The organism is Pseudomonas sp. Irchel s3h17 (assembly GCF_900187505.1).
GTDB lineage: Bacteria > Pseudomonadota > Gammaproteobacteria > Pseudomonadales > Pseudomonadaceae > Aquipseudomonas.
Map to the genome: position 1 here is coordinate 128,385 of NZ_FYDL01000007.1, position 16,175 is coordinate 144,559.

Sequence of the window (16,175 nt, forward strand, 5' to 3'; positions counted from 1 at the left end):
CCAACGCTCGTGTTAAATGGGCTGGCACCCCCTCGTTCATCGCCTGATGAGGCGCGGGTGAACGGGTTTCACGCGTACGCACTGCAAGCGTTGCTCACAATAATCATAAGATCGGAGTGAACCCATGAAGCTGCCATTCGCTGGACGTCTTCTCGCTGTCGCTATGCTGGCTGCCGCCTCCACCGCATTGCCCCTTTCTTCGGCTTTCGCCCAAACCCCTGAAAAACCCAAGGTCGCACTGGTCATGAAATCCCTGGCCAACGAATTCTTCCTGACCATGGAAGATGGCGCCAAGGCTTACCAGAAAGAACACCCCGCCGATTTCGACCTGGTCTCCAACGGCATCAAGGACGAAACCGACACCGCCAACCAGATTCGCATTGTCGAGCAGATGATTGTTTCCAGGGTCAATGCGTTGGTGATTGCTCCCGCTGATTCGAAAGCGATGGTGCCGGTCATCAAGAAGGCCGTCGATGCCGGTATCACCGTCATCAACATCGATAACCAGCTCGATCCGGATGTGCTCAAAAGCAAAAACATCAGCGTGCCCTTCGTTGGCCCTGACAACCGCAAGGGCGCGCGCCTGGTAGGTGAATACCTGGCCAGGCAGCTGAAGGCTGGCGACGAAGTCGGTATCATCGAGGGTGTTTCCACCACCACCAATGCCCAGGCCCGCACCGCAGGCTTCAAGGATGCGATGGAGGCCGCGCAGATCAAGGTGGTGTCGCTGCAATCCGGCGATTGGGAAATCAACAAAGGCAACCAGGTTGCCTCCTCGATGCTCAGTGAATACCCGCAACTCAAGGCGCTGCTGGCGGGTAACGACAGCATGGCCGTCGGCGCCGTGTCGGCGGTGCGTGCGGCGGGCAAGGCAGGCAAGGTGCAAGTGGTCGGCTACGACAACATCAATGCCATCAAGCCGATGCTCAAGGATGGCCGTGTGCTCGCCACCGCCGACCAGTTCGCGGCCAGGCAGGCGGTGTTTGGTATCGAGACCGCACTGAAAATACTCAAGGGCGAACAAGTCGACAGCGGTACCCACGGTGTTATCGAAACGCCGGTTGAGCTGGTCACCCAGTAATCATTCTGACAGTACAAAGGCGCTCGCCCGTCCGGGCGAGCCCATGGAGCGTTACTTATGTCAGCAAGTGCCCCGAGCGCAGTCCTTTCGGTCAGCGGTATCGGCAAGACGTATGCGCAGCCGGTGTTGACCGGCATTGATCTGTCGCTGATGCGCGGCGAAGTGCTGGCGCTGACCGGTGAGAACGGTGCCGGTAAAAGCACACTGTCGAAAATCATCGGTGGGTTGGTCGAGCCAACCACCGGCCAGATGCAGTTCCAGGGGCGCGATTACCGTCCCGCCAGTCGGGCCCAGGCGGAACAGCTGGGTATTCGCATGGTCATGCAGGAACTCAATCTGCTGCCGACCTTGTCGGTCGCGGAAAACCTGTTTCTCGACAATCTGCCCGGTAAAGCGGGATGGATCAATCGCAAGCAATTGCGCAAGGCCGCGATTGAAGCCATGGCCCATGTCGGTCTCGACGGGATCGATCCGGACACGCTGGTGGGCGAGCTGGGGATTGGCCATCAACAAATGGTCGAGATTGCCCGCAACCTGATCGGCGATTGCCATGTGCTGATTCTCGACGAGCCGACGGCGATGCTGACCGCCCGTGAAGTCGAGATGCTGTTTGAACAAATCATCCGCCTGCAGGCTCGCGGCGTGGCGATCATCTACATTTCCCATCGCCTGGAAGAGCTGGCGAGGGTGGCCCAGCGCATTGCGGTGTTGCGTGACGGTAACCTGGTCTGCGTCGAGCCCATGGCGGATTACAACAGTGAGCAACTGGTCAACCTGATGGTGGGGCGTGAGCTGGGTGAGCACATTGACCTGGGGCCGCGGACGATGGGTGCGCCGGCCTTGACGGTCAAAGGCCTGAGCCGTTCAGGCAAGGTCCGCGATGTGTCGTTCGAGGTGCGCAGCGGTGAGATCTTCGGGATTTCCGGCTTGATCGGGGCCGGGCGCACGGAGCTGCTACGGCTGATTTTCGGCGCGGATGCGGCGGACAGTGGCACGGTGGCGCTGGGTTCGCCGGCGCGGGTCGTGAGCATTCGCTCGCCTGCCGATGCGGTTGGCCATGGGATCGCGCTGATTACCGAGGATCGTAAAGGCGAGGGGCTGCTGTTGACTCAGTCGATCAGCGCCAACATTGCCCTGGGCAACATGCCGGGCATTTCCAGGGGCGGTATCGTCAATGCGGGTGACGAGGCGGCGCTGGCCCAGCGTCAGATCGACGCCATGCGCATTCGCAGCTCCAGCCCCGGGCAGTTGGTCAGCGAGTTGTCGGGCGGCAACCAGCAGAAGGTCGTGATCGGTCGCTGGCTTGAGCGCGAGTGTTCGGTGCTGTTGTTCGACGAGCCGACTCGCGGTATCGATGTGGGCGCCAAGTTCGATATTTACGCATTGCTCGCAGCGCTGACGCGCCAGGGCAAGGCGCTGGTGGTGGTTTCCAGTGACCTGCGCGAGCTGATGCTGATTTGCGACCGCATTGGTGTGCTGTCCGACGGGCGTCTGATCGACACCTTCGAGCGCGACAGCTGGACCCAGGATGACTTGCTTGCCGCTGCGTTTGCCGGCTATCAACAACGTGATGCGTTGCTCAATGAAGCAGCGCCAAGGAATTTCCCATGACAACTGCATTGTCCGCTGGCAACCGCAGCGCCAACTTTTACGGCCTCGGTACTTACCTGGGGCTGGCCGGTGCCCTGCTGGCGATGATTGCGCTGTTCTCGGTCCTGAGCAGCCATTTTCTTTCCTACGACACCTTCAGCACCCTGGCCAACCAGATCCCGGACCTGATGGTGCTGGCAGTCGGCATGACCTTCATCCTGATCATCGGCGGCATCGACCTGTCGGTGGGTTCGGTGCTGGCCCTGGCGGCATCGACCGTCAGCGTGGCGATTCTCGGCTGGGGCTGGAGCGTCCTTCCGGCAGCGCTGCTGGGCATGGCGGCGGCGGCATTGGCCGGGACCCTTACCGGCTCGATCACCGTGGCCTGGCGTATTCCTTCGTTCATCGTTTCGCTGGGGGTGCTGGAAATGGCCCGTGGTGTGGCCTACCAGATGACTGGCTCGCGCACGGCCTACATCGGCGATGCCTTCGCCTGGCTGTCCAACCCGATCGCCTTTGGCATTTCGCCCTCGTTCATGATTGCGCTGCTGATCATCTTCATCGCCCAGGCGGTGTTGACCCGCACCGTATTTGGTCGTTACCTGATCGGGATCGGCACCAACGAAGAAGCCGTGCGATTGGCGGGCATCAATCCCAAGCCCTACAAGATTCTGGTGTTCAGCCTGATGGGCCTGCTGGCCGGTGTCGCTGCGCTGTTCCAGATCTCACGCCTGGAAGCGGCGGACCCGAATGCCGGTTCCGGCCTGGAGCTGCAAGTCATCGCGGCGGTGGTGATCGGCGGCACCAGCCTGATGGGCGGTCGCGGTTCAGTGATCAGCACCTTCTTCGGTGTCCTGATCATCTCCGTACTGGCCGCGGGGCTGGCGCAGATCGGTGCAACAGAGCCCACCAAGCGCATCATCACCGGTGCGGTCATCGTGGTCGCGGTGGTGCTGGACACCTACCGCAGCCGCCGCGCAAGTCGACGGAGCTGAGCCATGGCAACGATTAAAGATGTGGCAGCGCTCGCGGGTATTTCCTACACCACGGTGTCCCATGTGGTGAACAAGACGCGACCGGTCAGTGAAGAGGTCAGGGTGAAAGTCGAGGCCGCCATCGAGCAGCTCGACTACGTGCCGAGCGCGGTCGCCCGTTCGCTGAAAGCGAAAAATACCGCGACCATCGGCCTGTTGGTGCCTAACAGTCTCAACCCGTATTTCGCGGAACTGGCCCGGGGCATCGAGGATTACTGCGAGCGCAACGGCTATTGCGTGATCCTCTGCAATTCCGATGACAACCCGGACAAGCAGCGCAGTTACTTGCGCGTGCTGCTGGAGAAACGCATCGACGGGTTGATCGTGGCTTCGGCGGGGGGAGATAGCAGCCTGGCCCAAGGGTTGGCGGGGGTGCGCACGCCGATGGTGATCGTCGACCGGGGCCTGGAAGGGGTCAATGCGGACCTGGTGCGCATCGACCATGAATACGGCGCTTACCTGGCGACCCGGCATTTGCTGGAGCTGGGTCATCGCGACATCGCCAGCATTGGCGGCCCGGCGCATACCAGTGTGGCCCGGATGCGCCAGGCCGGTTTCTGCCGGGCGTTGCAAGAGGCGGGCATCGAGGTCTTGCCCGAGCGAATGCTCGAAAGCGATTTCACCAGCACCGGTGGTTACAACGCGGCCGCGCTGCTACTGGCGAACAATCCGCCCAGCGCGATCTTTGCCGGCAACGACATGATGGGCATCGGCGTGCTGCGCGCGGCGGCCGAGCGCAATATCCGGGTACCCAGCGAGCTCTCGGTCATCGGTTTTGACGATATCCAGATGAGTCGTTATGTCTACCCGGCGCTGACTACCGTGGGCCAGTCAATCCTGCAGCTGGGTGAAATGGCGGCAGAAGTGCTGTTGCGACGGATCGCGACCCCGGAACGGGCGACCGATCAGCGGATCGTGACGCCCAGCATTGTCATGCGCGAATCGACTGCGCCGTTGTCCGGCGTATTCGACCAATACCGTTGAAGCGAATTGATGAGTACTGATGTATGCCAGCAAGCGTAGTAGTCGTAGGCAGTCTGAACATGGACCTGGTGACCCGTGCCCCGAGGTTGCCGCGGGGCGGTGAGACACTGATTGGCGAGTCGTTCGCCACCGTGCCGGGAGGCAAGGGGGCCAACCAGGCCGTTGCATCGGCCAGGCTTGGTGCGCAGGTCTCGATGATCGGTTGCGTCGGCGAAGATGCCTACGGGGGGCAGTTGCGCGCCGCACTGCGAGCTGAACAGATCGATTGCCAGGCGCTGACCTCGGTCGAAGGTTCCAGTGGCGTGGCGCTGATTGTGGTCGATGACAATGGCCAGAACGCCATTGTGATTGTCGCCGGTGCCAACGGTCTGCTGACCCCCGGTGTGCTTGCCGGCTACGACAGCGTGCTGGCGGCTGCGGACGTGATCGTCTGTCAGCTGGAAATACCGATGCACACGGTCGGATATATCCTCAAGCGCGGGCGTGAGCTGGGCAAGACGGTCATCCTCAATCCGGCGCCGGCCAGCGGCCCGTTGCCGGCTGACTGGTTTTCCTGCATCGACTACCTGATTCCCAACGAAAGCGAAGCCTCGGCACTGAGCGGCTTGCCGGTGGACTCCCTGGAGAGCGCCGAAAGGGCTGCCGGCCAACTGATCGCCGCGGGTGCGGGGAAGGTCATCATTACCTTGGGGGCCCAGGGGGCAGTGTTCGCCAACGGACAAGGCTTCGAGCATTTTCCGGCGCCCAGGGTCAAGGCCGTCGATACCACGGCGGCTGGCGACACCTTTGTCGGTGGTTTCGCCGCGGCGCTGGCGAGCGGCGAAAGTGAAGCGGATGCCATTCGTTTCGGTCAGGCCGCCGCCGCCCTGTCGGTGACGCGATCGGGTGCGCAGCCTTCGATCCCTGCCTTGTCCGATGTACAGGCCTTTACTGCATCATGAAGAAGACACCTCTGCTCAACGTGGCGCTGTCGCGGCTGATCGCGTCGCTGGGGCATGGCGACATGCTCGTGATCGGCGATGCGGGCTTGCCGGTGCCCCCCGGTGTAGAACTCATCGACCTGGCCCTGACCCGGGGCATTCCGGATTTCGTCAGCACCTTGCGTGTCGTGTTGAGTGAAATGCAGGTGGAAAGCCACGTGCTGGCCGACGAGATCCTGCTCAAGCGGCCGCCTGCGCTGCAAGCCCTCGACGAGTTGACCGCCACTGCCGTGCTGGGCACTCGACAGTTACTCAGCCATGACGCGTTCAAGCACCTGACTCGACAGGCGCGCGCGATAGTGCGTACGGGTGAATGCCAGCCGTACTGCAACATCGTGCTGATTGCCGGGGTGACGTTCTAGCCCGCCCAAAAAGGATCTATCCACGCACAAGGAGTGCACTATGCACCGCTATGCTCAACGACTGCCTCACCTGATCCGGAGCCTGCTGCTTTTGTCCCTGCTCACCGCTACAGGCGCCCATGCGGCGCAAAAAATCGACTTGATCATCGATACCGACCCTGGTGCCGACGACGTGGTGGCGTTGCTGTTTGCACTGGCTTCGCCGGAGACCTTGAGCGTTCGCGCGTTGACCACCGTGGCCGGTAACGTGCGTCTGGACAAGACCTCGCGCAATGCGCGGCTGGCCCGTGAGTGGGCTGGGCGCGAAGACGTGCCGGTCTATGCCGGTGCGCCGAAGCCGCTGATGCGCGCGCCGATCTATGCCGAGGATATTCATGGCAAGGAGGGCTTGTCCGGTGTCACGGTGCATGAGCCCAAGGCCGGACTTGCCGAAGGCAATGCCGTCAACTACCTGATTGACACCTTGCGAGCGGCCAGGCCTCACAGCATCACCATCGCCATGCTGGGGCCGCAGACCAACCTGGCATTGGCGCTGATCCAGGCGCCGGACATCACCCAGGGCATCAAGGAGGTGGTGATCATGGGCGGTGCGCACTTCAACGGCGGCAATATCACGCCGGTGGCCGAGTTCAACCTGTTTGCCGACCCGCAGGCGGCTGAAGTGGTGCTCAAGAGCGGTGTGAAGCTGACCTATCTGCCGCTGGACGTGACCCACAAGATCCTCACCAGCGATGCCCGGCTCAAGCAGATCGCGGCACTGAACAATCATGCCAGCAAGCTGGTGGGCGACATTCTCAACGAGTACGTCAAGGGCGACATGGAGCACTACGGTATGCCTGGTGGCCCAGTGCACGACGCGACGGTCATTGCCTACCTGCTCAAGCCTCAGCTGTTCAGCGGTCGGGCAGTCAACGTGGTGGTCGACAGCCGTGAAGGGCCAACCTTCGGCCAGACCATCGTTGACTGGCATGACGGCCTGAAGGCGCCGAAGAATGCGTTCTGGGTCGAAAGCGGCGATGCCCAAGGCTTCTTTGACCTGCTGACCGAGCGCCTGGCTCGTCTCAAGTGAGCCTGGCCCCGCAGGTGCCAGCCTGCGGGGTTTTTACGCCTGTCCAGTGTGCGTGACACCCTTGTGGTCGGCGGGGTGCTTGTCGAGTATCTGTTCGATGAAGCGTTGCGCGGCCTGGGTCCCCAGTTCCTTGACCAGCAGGTCGATACCAATGATCGCCAGTTCTTCCGGACTGCCCGGGCTGTAGGAGCAGTGGCCTTCAGGCCAGCTGGCCTTGATGTCGGCGTCGATGTGCACGGTACTCATGGGAATCTCGCGAAGTCGGGAGGGTCAGTGGGTTGAGTTAAGCATTTTGCGCGACGTTTGGCACTGCGACTTAGGCATGAATGTGCAGCTATGCGACACTTGGACATCTACCGATGTCGAGGAACAGGCTGTGCAGATTGATTTGAGTACCCCGGACGGCTTGACGCTGGAGGCCGTGCGCCAGCTATTGGCGTCTGCCAGCGATGAACAGCACACCCAGTTGAGGGTTACGCGCTCGGGTATTGCCTACATTTCGTCGGGCGCCGTGGGCGGAACGGATATCGACGGGCTGCTGTTCCGGCTGGAAACCTGGGCCAAGGGCTCGGGCTACGTCGGCGCGGTCGCCGCCAGTGATGCGGTGTGGGTGATGCAGATCTTCAGCGCCTTGAAGCAGAACTGGCCCAATCCTCCTTTTGACTACATCGACATCTACTGAGCCCTGTTCATATTCAGTCACGATTGTGGGCTGAACAGGTGTGCAAGGCTCAGGCAAACTTGCACGTTTGGCGCGTATGAGGGCCAGGTAGTGGCCGCGACCATGAACCAAGCCCCCGAACGGTTGTCGCAGGCATTCAGTTTAAATTTTTTGAAAAAAGGAGGCGTCATGCCTTGGAAGCTCGTGTCATTGGGTACATTGCTGGCCGCCGTCATGTTGAGCGGTTGCAGCACCACCTCCGAGAAGGCAAAAGACCCCGCGGTGGCCCAGGCGGGCAGTGGTCGCTGTGATGCCAAGGCTGCCGAATTTGCCTTGGGCAAGAAGGCTTCGCCGCAATTGCTGGAAGAGGCCCGTACGCGCTCTGGCTCGCAGAATGCCCGGATCCTCAAGCCTCACGACATGATGACCCTGGAGTACCGCTCCGACCGTTTGAACCTGAACACCGATGCCAACCTGGTGATTACCCGGGTCAATTGCGGCTGACCGCTTCAGGCTTTTACAGCGCCCATAAAAAACCCCGTCACATGGACGGGGTTTTTTTAGTGCGCCGAGAAATTACTCTGGGCGAACCTGTGCAGCTTGCATACCCTTTTGGCCTTTCTCAGCCACGAAGGAAACGGTCTGGCCTTCTTTCAGGCTTTTGAAACCGTCGCTTTCGATAGCTTTGAAGTGTACGAACAGGTCGTCACCGCCACCTTGAGGAGTGATGAAGCCGAAGCCTTTTTCATCGTTGAACCATTTGACGGTGCCGGTTTGGCGATTAGACATGGTGTATCTCCAAGAAACATATATTTTCAGTAGTACTGTGCTGCTCAGGCCAACTGGGCACACCGGGATATCATAGTCGAAATGTTCGACTTGGAACCCCCCCAGCAACGCTGTTTGCCAACCAGGCGCATGTTATTTTGCCCTGAAAACCGCTGAAACCCCCTGTTTACGGGGGGTTGAGGCAAAAATAAAAGCGATAAAAAAAGCTGTAAAAGCTGTGTAATTTGTTGGTTTTGGCCGTTTCCTGGCCTTTTTTTGACCGTCCTGAGCGTCAAGGCACCCTGTCGAAGCCGGTGTTATTTAGCCTTGCAGACGGCAATGGCAGCCTGCGCCTTGGCGACGAGCTGGGGTGATGGCGGGGTCTGCTTACTCATCAATTGGCCGATTTCTTCGGTCGTGAGTTTTTCGTTGAGCTGGTCTGCACCGCAGGCGCAATGCTTCTTGGCGTTTGCCTCGCCGATGGTCTGGGCGGCGGCAGGGGTGCAATCCTTCATGAAGGCGTCGCGCGTTCCGGCAGGCCAGGCTGCCTGTGCACTGAGCGGAAGCAACATGACCAGTGGGGCGGCAAGGGCGAAAAGGCGGGTAAGGCGCATGGCAGGAACTCCTCGAGGTCGATAAGTGACGCGATTCTCAGCCTATTTGAGGCCCGGCGTACATGCCAAGTTCATTTTTCTGCGGCGCGCCCTCTGAATCGGTGCTTTGCGCGACGACCGCGCAGCCATGACCGTTCATCTGTGCTAGCATCCCGTGCTCGGGTATTTTCAGGCGCCGGATGATCCGTTCTCCGCTCGCGGTCGATACCCGAATAACCCTGATTTGATCTCCAGTCACTCTGGTTCGGTTTCCGGTTGGCCGCAAGGCTCCTGCCGCTGTAAGGCAGGCGTTCATCATTGAATGGCCTGGGCTGAATCGCGTACTGGCTGCTCATCCCAACCCACGTGACCTTTGGTAGGGGTCACCACTAGGAGAGGAGGCGCCATGCCCACCATTACTCTTCCCGACGGCAGTCAACGTTCGTTCGATCATCCGGTTTCCGTAGCCGAGGTCGCCGCATCCATTGGTGCAGGCCTGGCCAAGGCCACCCTGGCCGGCAAGGTCAATGGCCAGCTGGTTGACGCCTGCGATGTCATCGACAGCGATGCCACCCTGCAAATCATCACGCCCAAAGACGAAGAGGGGCTGGAGATCATTCGCCACTCTTGCGCGCACCTGATTGGCCATGCGGTCAAGCAGCTGTACCCGACGGCGAAAATGGTGATCGGTCCGGTCATCGATGAAGGCTTCTATTACGATATCGCCTACGAGCGTCCTTTCACTCCGGACGACCTGGCGGCCATCGAACAGCGCATGCACCTGCTGATCGAGAAAGATTACGACGTCATCAAGAAAGTCACTCCGCGCGCCGAAGTGATCGACGTGTTCACCCAGCGTGGCGAAGACTACAAGCTGCGCCTGGTCGAGGACATGCCGAACGAACAGGCCATGGGCCTGTACTTTCACGAAGAATATGTCGACATGTGCCGCGGTCCGCACGTGCCGAACACCCGCTTCCTGAAGTCCTTCAAGCTGACCAAGCTGTCCGGCGCCTACTGGCGCGGTGATGCCAAGAACGAGCAATTGCAGCGCGTTTACGGCACCGCCTGGGCGGACAAGAAGCAACTGGCCGCTTACATCCAGCGTATTGAAGAAGCCGAAAAGCGCGACCATCGCAAGATCGGCAAGCGCCTTGGCCTGTTCCACACCCAGGAAGAAGCGCCGGGCATGGTGTTCTGGCACCCGAACGGCTGGACCCTGTACCAGGTACTCGAGCAGTACATGCGCAAGGTTCAGCGTGAAAACGGCTACCTCGAGATCAAGACGCCGCAAGTGGTTGACCGTAGCCTGTGGGAGAAATCCGGGCACTGGGCCAACTACGCCGAGAACATGTTTACCACCGAGTCGGAAAGCCGCGACTACGCGATCAAGCCAATGAACTGCCCTTGCCACGTGCAGGTGTTCAACCAGGGCCTGAAAAGCTACCGCGAGCTGCCAATGCGTCTGGCCGAGTTCGGTGCGTGCCACCGTAACGAGCCGTCGGGCGCGTTGCACGGCATCATGCGCGTGCGTGCCTTCACCCAGGACGATGCCCACATCTTCTGCACCGAAGAGCAGATGCAGGCCGAATCTGCTGCCTTCATCAAGCTGACCATGGATGTCTATGCCGACTTCGGCTTCAAAGACATCGAGATGAAGCTGTCCACTCGTCCGGAAAAACGCGTCGGTTCCGATGAATTGTGGGATCGCGCAGAAACTGCATTGGCCGCGGCCCTAGACAGTGCGGGCCTGCCGTACGATCTGCAGCCGGGCGAGGGCGCTTTCTACGGTCCGAAAATCGAGTTCTCGCTAAAAGATTGCCTTGGCCGTGTCTGGCAATGTGGTACCTTGCAGCTCGATTTTAACCTGCCTATCCGTCTGGGAGCCGAATACGTCTCCGAAGACAACAGCCGCAAGCACCCGGTCATGTTGCACCGGGCGATCCTGGGTTCCTTCGAACGTTTCGTCGGGATTCTGATCGAGCATTACGAGGGCGCGTTCCCTGCGTGGCTGGCTCCGACCCAGGCAGTGATCATGAATATCACTGATAAACAGGCAGATTTTGCCGCTGAAGTTGAAAAAACTCTCAATCAAGGCGGTTTTCGTGCCAAGTCTGACTTGAGAAATGAAAAGATCGGCTTTAAAATCCGCGAGCATACTTTGCTCAAGGTTCCCTATCTCTTGGTTATTGGAGATCGGGAAGTCGAGATGCAGACTGTCGCTGTGCGTACTCGTGAAGGTGCTGACCTGGGCTCGATGCCCGTCGCCCAGTTCGCTGAGTTTCTCGCGCAAGCGGTTTCCCGGCGTGGTCGCCCAGATTCGGAGTAATTATTATTAAGCGTGAAATGAGACAAGATAAACGAGCTGCACCGAAAGCCCCGATCAACGAGAATATCTCGGCACGCGAGGTTCGGTTAATTGGGGCTGAAGGTGAACAGCTTGGGATTGTGTCAATTGAAGACGCGCTTCTTAAGGCTGAAGAAGCCAAGCTCGATTTGGTGGAGATTTCCGCCGATGCAGTACCCCCTGTTTGCAAGCTGATGGACTACGGCAAATCGATCTTCGAGAAGAAGAAGCAGGTTGCCGCGGCCAAGAAAAACCAGAAGCAGATTCAGGTTAAAGAAATCAAGTTTCGTCCAGGGACGGAGGAAGGGGATTACCAGGTAAAACTGCGCAACCTGGTACGTTTCCTGAGTGATGGGGACAGGGCCAAGGTATCCTTGCGATTCCGCGGCCGTGAGATGGCCCACCAGGAGCTGGGGATGGAACTCCTCAAGCGGGTTGAAGGTGACTTGCTCGAGTACGGTTCGGTCGAACAGCATCCTAAGATGGAAGGACGCCAGCTGATCATGGTCATCGCCCCGAAAAAGAAGAAGTAATCAACAGGGCACGGCAGGCCTTCTGATTATGTTTATCAACTGAATGCGGAGTATCCGAACATGCCAAAGATGAAGACTAAAAGTGGTGCTGCTAAGCGGTTTCTGAAAACTGCTAACGGTATCAAGCACAAGCACGCTTTCAAGAGCCACATCCTGACCAAAATGTCGACTAAGCGTAAGCGTCAACTGCGCGGTAGCAGCTTGCTGCATCCGTCTGACGTGGCAAAAGTCAAGCGCATGCTGCGCCTTTGCTAATTTTTGGTTAAGAATAGAGGAAGTAACTCATGGCTCGTGTAAAGCGTGGCGTCATTGCCCGTAAACGTCACAAAAAAATTCTGAAACTCGCTAAAGGCTACTACGGCGCGCGTTCACGCGTATTCCGTGTTGCCAAGCAAGCGGTAATCAAGGCAGGCCAATACGCCTACCGTGACCGTCGTCAGAAAAAACGTCAGTTCCGCGCTCTGTGGATCGCTCGTATCAACGCTGGTGCTCGTGTTAACGGTCTGTCCTACAGCCGTTTCATCGCTGGCCTGAAAAAAGCGTCCATCGAAATCGACCGTAAGGTTCTGGCTGAACTGGCCGTGAACGAAAAAGCGGTGTTTGCTGCGATTGTCGAGAAAGCTAAAGCCACCTTGGCTTAAGTACCCCCGACAGTCACCCTGGGTTACTCCTGTAGCCCAAGGTGGTAAACGTCATAAATAGGGGAAGAGCCTTCAAGCTCTTCCCCTATTTTGTATCTGGAGTCTGTACATGGAAAACCTGGATGCGCTCGTCTCTCAAGCACTAGAGGCTGTGCAAAGCGCTGAAGATATCAATGCCCTGGAGCAAATCCGGGTTCACTACCTTGGCAAAAAGGGCGAATTGACTCAGGTGATGAAGACCCTGGGGAATTTGCCGGCAGAAGAGCGTCCGCAAGTCGGCGCCCTGATCAACGTAGCCAAGGAGCGTGTCACAGAGGTTCTCAATGCCCGCAAGGCACTGTTTGAAGCGGCCGACCTGGCCGCCAAACTGTCCGCCGAGTCCATTGACGTGACCCTGCCTGGCCGTGGCCAGACCTCCGGTGGTCTGCATCCGGTTACTCGCACTCTGGAACGTATTGAACAGTTCTTCACCCACATCGGCTACTGCATTGCCGAAGGCCCTGAGGTCGAAGACGACTACCACAACTTCGAAGCACTCAACATCCCAGGCCATCACCCGGCCCGGTCGATGCATGACACCTTCTATTTCAATGCCAATATGTTGCTGCGCACCCATACCTCGCCGGTACAGGTCCGCACCATGGAGTCGAAACAGCCGCCGATCCGCATCGTCTGCCCAGGCCGTGTGTACCGTAGCGACTCCGATATCACTCACTCGCCGATGTTCCACCAGGTCGAAGGCCTGCTGGTCGATCGCGATATCAATTTCGCCGACCTGAAAGGCACCATCGAAGAGTTCCTGCGGGTGTTCTTTGAAAAAGAACTGGCCGTGCGTTTCCGCCCTTCGTACTTCCCGTTCACCGAGCCGTCCGCTGAAGTCGACATGGAATGCGTGATGTGCAGCGGTAAAGGCTGCCGTGTCTGCAAGCAGACCGGCTGGCTGGAAGTCATGGGCTGCGGCATGGTGCATCCGAACGTGCTGCGCATGTCCGGCATCGATCCGGAAGAGTTCTCCGGCTTTGCCTTCGGCATGGGCGTCGAGCGTCTGGCCATGCTGCGTTACGGCGTGAACGACTTGCGTCTGTTCTTCGACAACGACTTGCGGTTCCTCGCGCAATTTCGCTAGTCGTAACGAATTCTTAGGAGAGCAGGATGAAATTCAGTGAACAATGGCTGCGCGGCTGGGTAAGCCCGCAGGTAAGTCGCGACGAGCTGGTTGCTCGTCTGTCGATGGCCGGTCTTGAGGTCGATAGCGTGACGCCGGCCGCCGGTGTTTTCAGTGGCGTGGTGGTGGGCGAGGTGCTGAGCACCGAGCAGCACCCGGATGCCGACAAACTGCGCGTTTGCCAGGTCAGCAGCGGTTCGGAAACCTTCCAGGTCGTGTGCGGTGCGCCAAACGTGCGTCCGGGCCTGAAGATCCCGTTCGCCATGATCGGTGCCGAACTGCCAGGTGACTTCAAGATCAAGAAAGCCAAGCTGCGGGGCGTCGAGTCCAACGGCATGCTGTGCTCGCAATCCGAGCTGCAGGTTGGTGAGGGCAACGATGGCCTGATGGAGCTGCCGGCCGATGCGCCGGTGGGCGAGGATTTCCGTGTCTACCTGGACCTGGAAGACGCCAGCATCGAGGTCGACCTGACCCCGAACCGCGGCGACTGCCTGTCCCTGGCCGGCCTGGCCCGTGAAGTCGGCGCGCTGTATGCCGCCGAAGTCACTCGTCCGGTAGTCGCTAGTGTTCCAGCCATGCACGATGAAGTGCGTCCGGTTGAAGTGCTGGCCCCGGCGGCTTGCCCGCGTTACCTGGGGCGCGTTATCCGTAACGTCGACCTGTCCAGGCCTACCCCGCTGTGGATGGTCGAGCGCCTGCGTCGCGCCGACGTGCGCAGCATCGATGCTGCCGTCGACATCACCAACTACGTGATGCTGGAGCTGGGTCAACCGCTGCACGCCTTCGATCTTGCCGAGATCAACGGTGGCATCCGCGTGCGCATGGCCGAAGAGGGCGAGAAGCTGGTACTGCTCGATGGCCAGGAAGTCAGCCTGCGTGCCGATACCCTGGTCATCGCTGACCATACCCGTGCCCTGGCGATCGCCGGTGTCATGGGTGGCGAGCACAGCGGCGTGTCTGCAACCACTCGCGATGTGTTCCTGGAAAGCGCGTTCTTCGACCAGATCGCAGTGGCAGGCAAGGCACGTTCCTACGGCCTGCACACTGATGCCTCGCACCGCTACGAGCGGGGCGTGGATTGGCAACTGGCCCGTGAAGCCATGGAGCGCGCCACTGGCCTGCTGCTGGAAATCACCGGTGGCGAAGCCGGTCCGATCATCGAGGCCGTCAGCGAGCAACACCTGCCGTCCGTGGCGCCGGTCACCCTGCGTGCCCAGCGCATTACCCAGATGCTGGGCATGGAAATGGATTCGGCCGAAGTCGAGCGTCTGCTCAGCGCGTTGGGCCTGAAGATTTCTGCCGATGGGGCAGGGCAGTGGCGCGTCGAAGTGCCAAGCCATCGCTTCGATATCAGCCTGGAAGTCGACCTGATCGAAGAACTGGCCCGCCTGCACGGTTACAACCGTCTACCGGTTCGCTACCCGCAAGCCCGCCTGGCGCCGCAAGCCAAGGCTGAAGCGCGCAGCGATCTGCCTGAGCTGCGTCGCCTGCTGGTGGCGCGTGGTTACCAGGAAGCGATCACGTACAGCTTCATCGACCCGAAACAGTTCGAACTGTTCAATCCGGGTGTTGAACCGCTGCTGCTGGCCAACCCGATCTCCAACGACATGGCGGCGATGCGTTCGTCCCTGTGGCCAGGACTGGTCAAGGCACTGCAGCACAACTTGAACCGTCAACAGGATCGCGTGCGCCTGTTCGAAAGCGGCCTGCGCTTCGTCGGTCAGCTGGAAGGCTTGAAGCAAGAGCCGATGCTTGCCGGCGTGGTATGTGGCAGCCGTCTGCCGGAAGGTTGGGCACAGGGTCGTGATGTCGTCGATTTCTTCGACGTCAAGGCTGACGTGGAAGCGGTGCTGGGCTTTGCCGGTGCGCTGGATTCATTCACGTTCACTCCGGGCAAGCACCCGGCGTTGCACCCGGGTCAAACCGCGCGCATCGAGCGCGATGGCCGCGAAGTCGGTTTTGTCGGCGCGCTTCACCCTGAGTTGTCGAAAACCCTCGGTCTCGACCGTCCGGTCTTCGTCTTCGAGCTGGTTTTGAGCGAAGTGGCCTTGGGCAAAATGCCTAAATTCCACGAGTTATCGCGCTTTCCTGAAGTGCGTCGTGACCTGGCATTGCTGGCCGATGCGGGTGTTGCAGCCAGTGCTGTCATGGACGTAATCCGTGAAAATGCAGGCGAATGGCTGACAGACCTCAGGCTCTTTGACGTTTATCAGGGTAAAGGCATTGATCCTGATAGAAAAAGCCTTGCAGTTGGCTTGACCTGGCAGCATCCATCGCGCACTCTTAATGACGATGAGGTGAATACCGCGACGCAAAACATCCTCACCTCGCTCGAACAAAGGTTGAACGCCACGTTAAGGAAGTGAC

18 protein-coding genes are annotated in these 16,175 nt (G+C 59.5%); 15 read left to right on the forward strand and 3 right to left on the reverse strand.

Annotated features, from left to right (window positions below; genetic code table 11):
- Positions 1 to 124: 124 nt before the first annotated feature.
- Genes CKW25_RS11850 through CKW25_RS11880 form a run of 7 tightly spaced genes read left to right on the forward strand, consistent with a single transcriptional unit; the run spans position 125 to position 7,100 of the window.
- The gene (locus CKW25_RS11850) at positions 125 to 1,081 is read left to right on the forward strand and encodes a sugar ABC transporter substrate-binding protein (protein WP_095079369.1); all 957 of its coding nucleotides are present in this window, start codon (positions 125 to 127) and stop codon (positions 1,079 to 1,081) included.
- A gap of 57 nt (positions 1,082 to 1,138) precedes the next feature.
- Positions 1,139 to 2,692 carry a sugar ABC transporter ATP-binding protein gene (locus tag CKW25_RS11855; protein WP_095079371.1) on the forward strand — a complete coding sequence of 518 codons (1,554 nt, stop codon included), beginning with the start codon at positions 1,139 to 1,141 and terminating at the stop codon, positions 2,690 to 2,692.
- Entirely contained in the window at positions 2,689 to 3,666 is a 978-nt protein-coding gene (locus CKW25_RS11860; RefSeq protein ID WP_095079374.1) for an ABC transporter permease, read from the forward strand. The genes CKW25_RS11855 and CKW25_RS11860 overlap by 4 nt, the downstream gene beginning before the upstream one ends.
- Positions 3,667 to 3,669: 3 nt before the next feature.
- Entirely contained in the window at positions 3,670 to 4,689 is a 1,020-nt protein-coding gene (locus CKW25_RS11865) for a LacI family DNA-binding transcriptional regulator (RefSeq protein WP_095079376.1), read from the forward strand.
- Between the two features lie 23 nt (positions 4,690 to 4,712).
- On the forward strand, positions 4,713 to 5,630 hold the full coding sequence (gene rbsK, locus CKW25_RS11870) for a ribokinase (RefSeq protein ID WP_095079378.1): 918 nt from the start codon (positions 4,713 to 4,715) through the stop codon (positions 5,628 to 5,630).
- Positions 5,627 to 6,031, forward strand: coding sequence for a D-ribose pyranase (gene rbsD, locus CKW25_RS11875; RefSeq protein WP_095079380.1), 405 nt, complete (start codon positions 5,627 to 5,629; stop codon positions 6,029 to 6,031). Before rbsK ends, rbsD begins: the two co-directional genes overlap by 4 nt.
- Before the next feature lie 40 nt (positions 6,032 to 6,071).
- Positions 6,072 to 7,100: a nucleoside hydrolase gene (locus tag CKW25_RS11880; RefSeq protein ID WP_095079382.1), complete on the forward strand. Its 1,029-nt coding sequence runs from the start codon at positions 6,072 to 6,074 to the stop codon at positions 7,098 to 7,100.
- A 33-nt stretch (positions 7,101 to 7,133) separates the two neighbouring features.
- Here the strand turns inward: CKW25_RS11880 and CKW25_RS11885 are convergent, their stop codons facing one another.
- Positions 7,134 to 7,346, reverse strand: a complete 213-nt coding sequence (locus tag CKW25_RS11885; RefSeq protein WP_095079384.1) for a hypothetical protein — start codon at positions 7,344 to 7,346, stop codon at positions 7,134 to 7,136.
- Positions 7,347 to 7,476: 130 nt separating this feature from the next.
- Between CKW25_RS11885 and CKW25_RS11890 the strand changes: the two genes are divergently transcribed.
- Both CKW25_RS11890 and CKW25_RS11895 read left to right on the forward strand, forming a co-directional pair.
- Entirely contained in the window at positions 7,477 to 7,782 is a 306-nt protein-coding gene (locus CKW25_RS11890; protein ID WP_095079386.1) for a hypothetical protein, read from the forward strand.
- Positions 7,783 to 7,950: 168 nt separating this feature from the next.
- Positions 7,951 to 8,265, forward strand: coding sequence for an I78 family peptidase inhibitor (locus tag CKW25_RS11895; protein ID WP_095079388.1), 315 nt, complete (start codon positions 7,951 to 7,953; stop codon positions 8,263 to 8,265).
- Between the two features lie 72 nt (positions 8,266 to 8,337).
- On the opposite strand, the gene CKW25_RS11900 is transcribed toward CKW25_RS11895, so the two are convergent.
- Together CKW25_RS11900 and CKW25_RS11905 are read right to left on the reverse strand one after the other, a co-directional pair.
- On the reverse strand, positions 8,338 to 8,550 hold the full coding sequence (locus CKW25_RS11900; protein ID WP_003179963.1) for a cold-shock protein: 213 nt from the start codon (positions 8,548 to 8,550) through the stop codon (positions 8,338 to 8,340).
- A gap of 296 nt (positions 8,551 to 8,846) precedes the next feature.
- Positions 8,847 to 9,143, reverse strand: a complete 297-nt coding sequence (locus CKW25_RS11905; protein ID WP_095079390.1) for a hypothetical protein — start codon at positions 9,141 to 9,143, stop codon at positions 8,847 to 8,849.
- 385 nt (positions 9,144 to 9,528) lie between these two features.
- On the opposite strand from CKW25_RS11905, the gene thrS reads away from it, so the two are divergent.
- The 6 genes from thrS to pheT all read left to right on the forward strand — a co-directional run bounded on the left by thrS (position 9,529) and on the right by pheT (position 16,174).
- The gene (thrS, locus tag CKW25_RS11915) at positions 9,529 to 11,451 is read left to right on the forward strand and encodes a threonine--tRNA ligase (protein WP_095079394.1); all 1,923 of its coding nucleotides are present in this window, start codon (positions 9,529 to 9,531) and stop codon (positions 11,449 to 11,451) included.
- Complete coding sequence (gene infC / locus CKW25_RS11920) at positions 11,451 to 12,002, forward strand: translation initiation factor IF-3 (RefSeq protein WP_172668659.1); 552 nt, start codon at positions 11,451 to 11,453, stop codon at positions 12,000 to 12,002. The genes thrS and infC overlap by 1 nt, the downstream gene beginning before the upstream one ends.
- 60 nt (positions 12,003 to 12,062) lie before the next feature.
- Positions 12,063 to 12,257: a 50S ribosomal protein L35 gene (gene rpmI / locus CKW25_RS11925; RefSeq protein ID WP_003442181.1), complete on the forward strand. Its 195-nt coding sequence runs from the start codon at positions 12,063 to 12,065 to the stop codon at positions 12,255 to 12,257.
- Positions 12,258 to 12,286: 29 nt separating this feature from the next.
- Positions 12,287 to 12,643, forward strand: coding sequence for a 50S ribosomal protein L20 (gene rplT, locus CKW25_RS11930; protein ID WP_003174975.1), 357 nt, complete (start codon positions 12,287 to 12,289; stop codon positions 12,641 to 12,643).
- A gap of 109 nt (positions 12,644 to 12,752) precedes the next feature.
- The gene (pheS, locus tag CKW25_RS11935) at positions 12,753 to 13,769 is read left to right on the forward strand and encodes a phenylalanine--tRNA ligase subunit alpha (RefSeq protein ID WP_095079396.1); all 1,017 of its coding nucleotides are present in this window, start codon (positions 12,753 to 12,755) and stop codon (positions 13,767 to 13,769) included.
- A 26-nt stretch (positions 13,770 to 13,795) separates the two neighbouring features.
- Positions 13,796 to 16,174: a phenylalanine--tRNA ligase subunit beta gene (gene pheT, locus CKW25_RS11940; protein ID WP_095079398.1), complete on the forward strand. Its 2,379-nt coding sequence runs from the start codon at positions 13,796 to 13,798 to the stop codon at positions 16,172 to 16,174.
- Position 16,175 lies beyond the last annotated feature (1 nt).

Excerpts from the sequence above, each read along its gene's own strand:
- rbsK (WP_095079378.1), top strand. The coding sequence starts at position 4,713 with ATGCCAGCAAGCGTAGTAGTCGTAGGCAGTCTGAACATGGACCTGGTG.
- CKW25_RS11860 (WP_095079374.1), top strand. The coding sequence starts at position 2,689 with ATGACAACTGCATTGTCCGCTGGCAACCGCAGCGCCAACTTTTACGGC.
- CKW25_RS11905 (WP_095079390.1), bottom strand. The coding sequence starts at position 9,143 with ATGCGCCTTACCCGCCTTTTCGCCCTTGCCGCCCCACTGGTCATGTTG.
- rbsD (WP_095079380.1), top strand. The coding sequence starts at position 5,627 with ATGAAGAAGACACCTCTGCTCAACGTGGCGCTGTCGCGGCTGATCGCG.
- CKW25_RS11900 (WP_003179963.1), bottom strand. The coding sequence starts at position 8,550 with ATGTCTAATCGCCAAACCGGCACCGTCAAATGGTTCAACGATGAAAAA.
- CKW25_RS11885 (WP_095079384.1), bottom strand. The coding sequence starts at position 7,346 with ATGAGTACCGTGCACATCGACGCCGACATCAAGGCCAGCTGGCCTGAA.
- thrS (WP_095079394.1), top strand. The coding sequence starts at position 9,529 with ATGCCCACCATTACTCTTCCCGACGGCAGTCAACGTTCGTTCGATCAT.
- rpmI (WP_003442181.1), top strand. The coding sequence starts at position 12,063 with ATGCCAAAGATGAAGACTAAAAGTGGTGCTGCTAAGCGGTTTCTGAAA.
- CKW25_RS11880 (WP_095079382.1), top strand. The coding sequence starts at position 6,072 with ATGCACCGCTATGCTCAACGACTGCCTCACCTGATCCGGAGCCTGCTG.
- CKW25_RS11895 (WP_095079388.1), top strand. The coding sequence starts at position 7,951 with ATGCCTTGGAAGCTCGTGTCATTGGGTACATTGCTGGCCGCCGTCATG.
- pheS (WP_095079396.1), top strand. The coding sequence starts at position 12,753 with ATGGAAAACCTGGATGCGCTCGTCTCTCAAGCACTAGAGGCTGTGCAA.
- CKW25_RS11865 (WP_095079376.1), top strand. The coding sequence starts at position 3,670 with ATGGCAACGATTAAAGATGTGGCAGCGCTCGCGGGTATTTCCTACACC.
- rplT (WP_003174975.1), top strand. The coding sequence starts at position 12,287 with ATGGCTCGTGTAAAGCGTGGCGTCATTGCCCGTAAACGTCACAAAAAA.
- pheT (WP_095079398.1), top strand. The coding sequence starts at position 13,796 with ATGAAATTCAGTGAACAATGGCTGCGCGGCTGGGTAAGCCCGCAGGTA.
- CKW25_RS11855 (WP_095079371.1), top strand. The coding sequence starts at position 1,139 with ATGTCAGCAAGTGCCCCGAGCGCAGTCCTTTCGGTCAGCGGTATCGGC.
- CKW25_RS11850 (WP_095079369.1), top strand. The coding sequence starts at position 125 with ATGAAGCTGCCATTCGCTGGACGTCTTCTCGCTGTCGCTATGCTGGCT.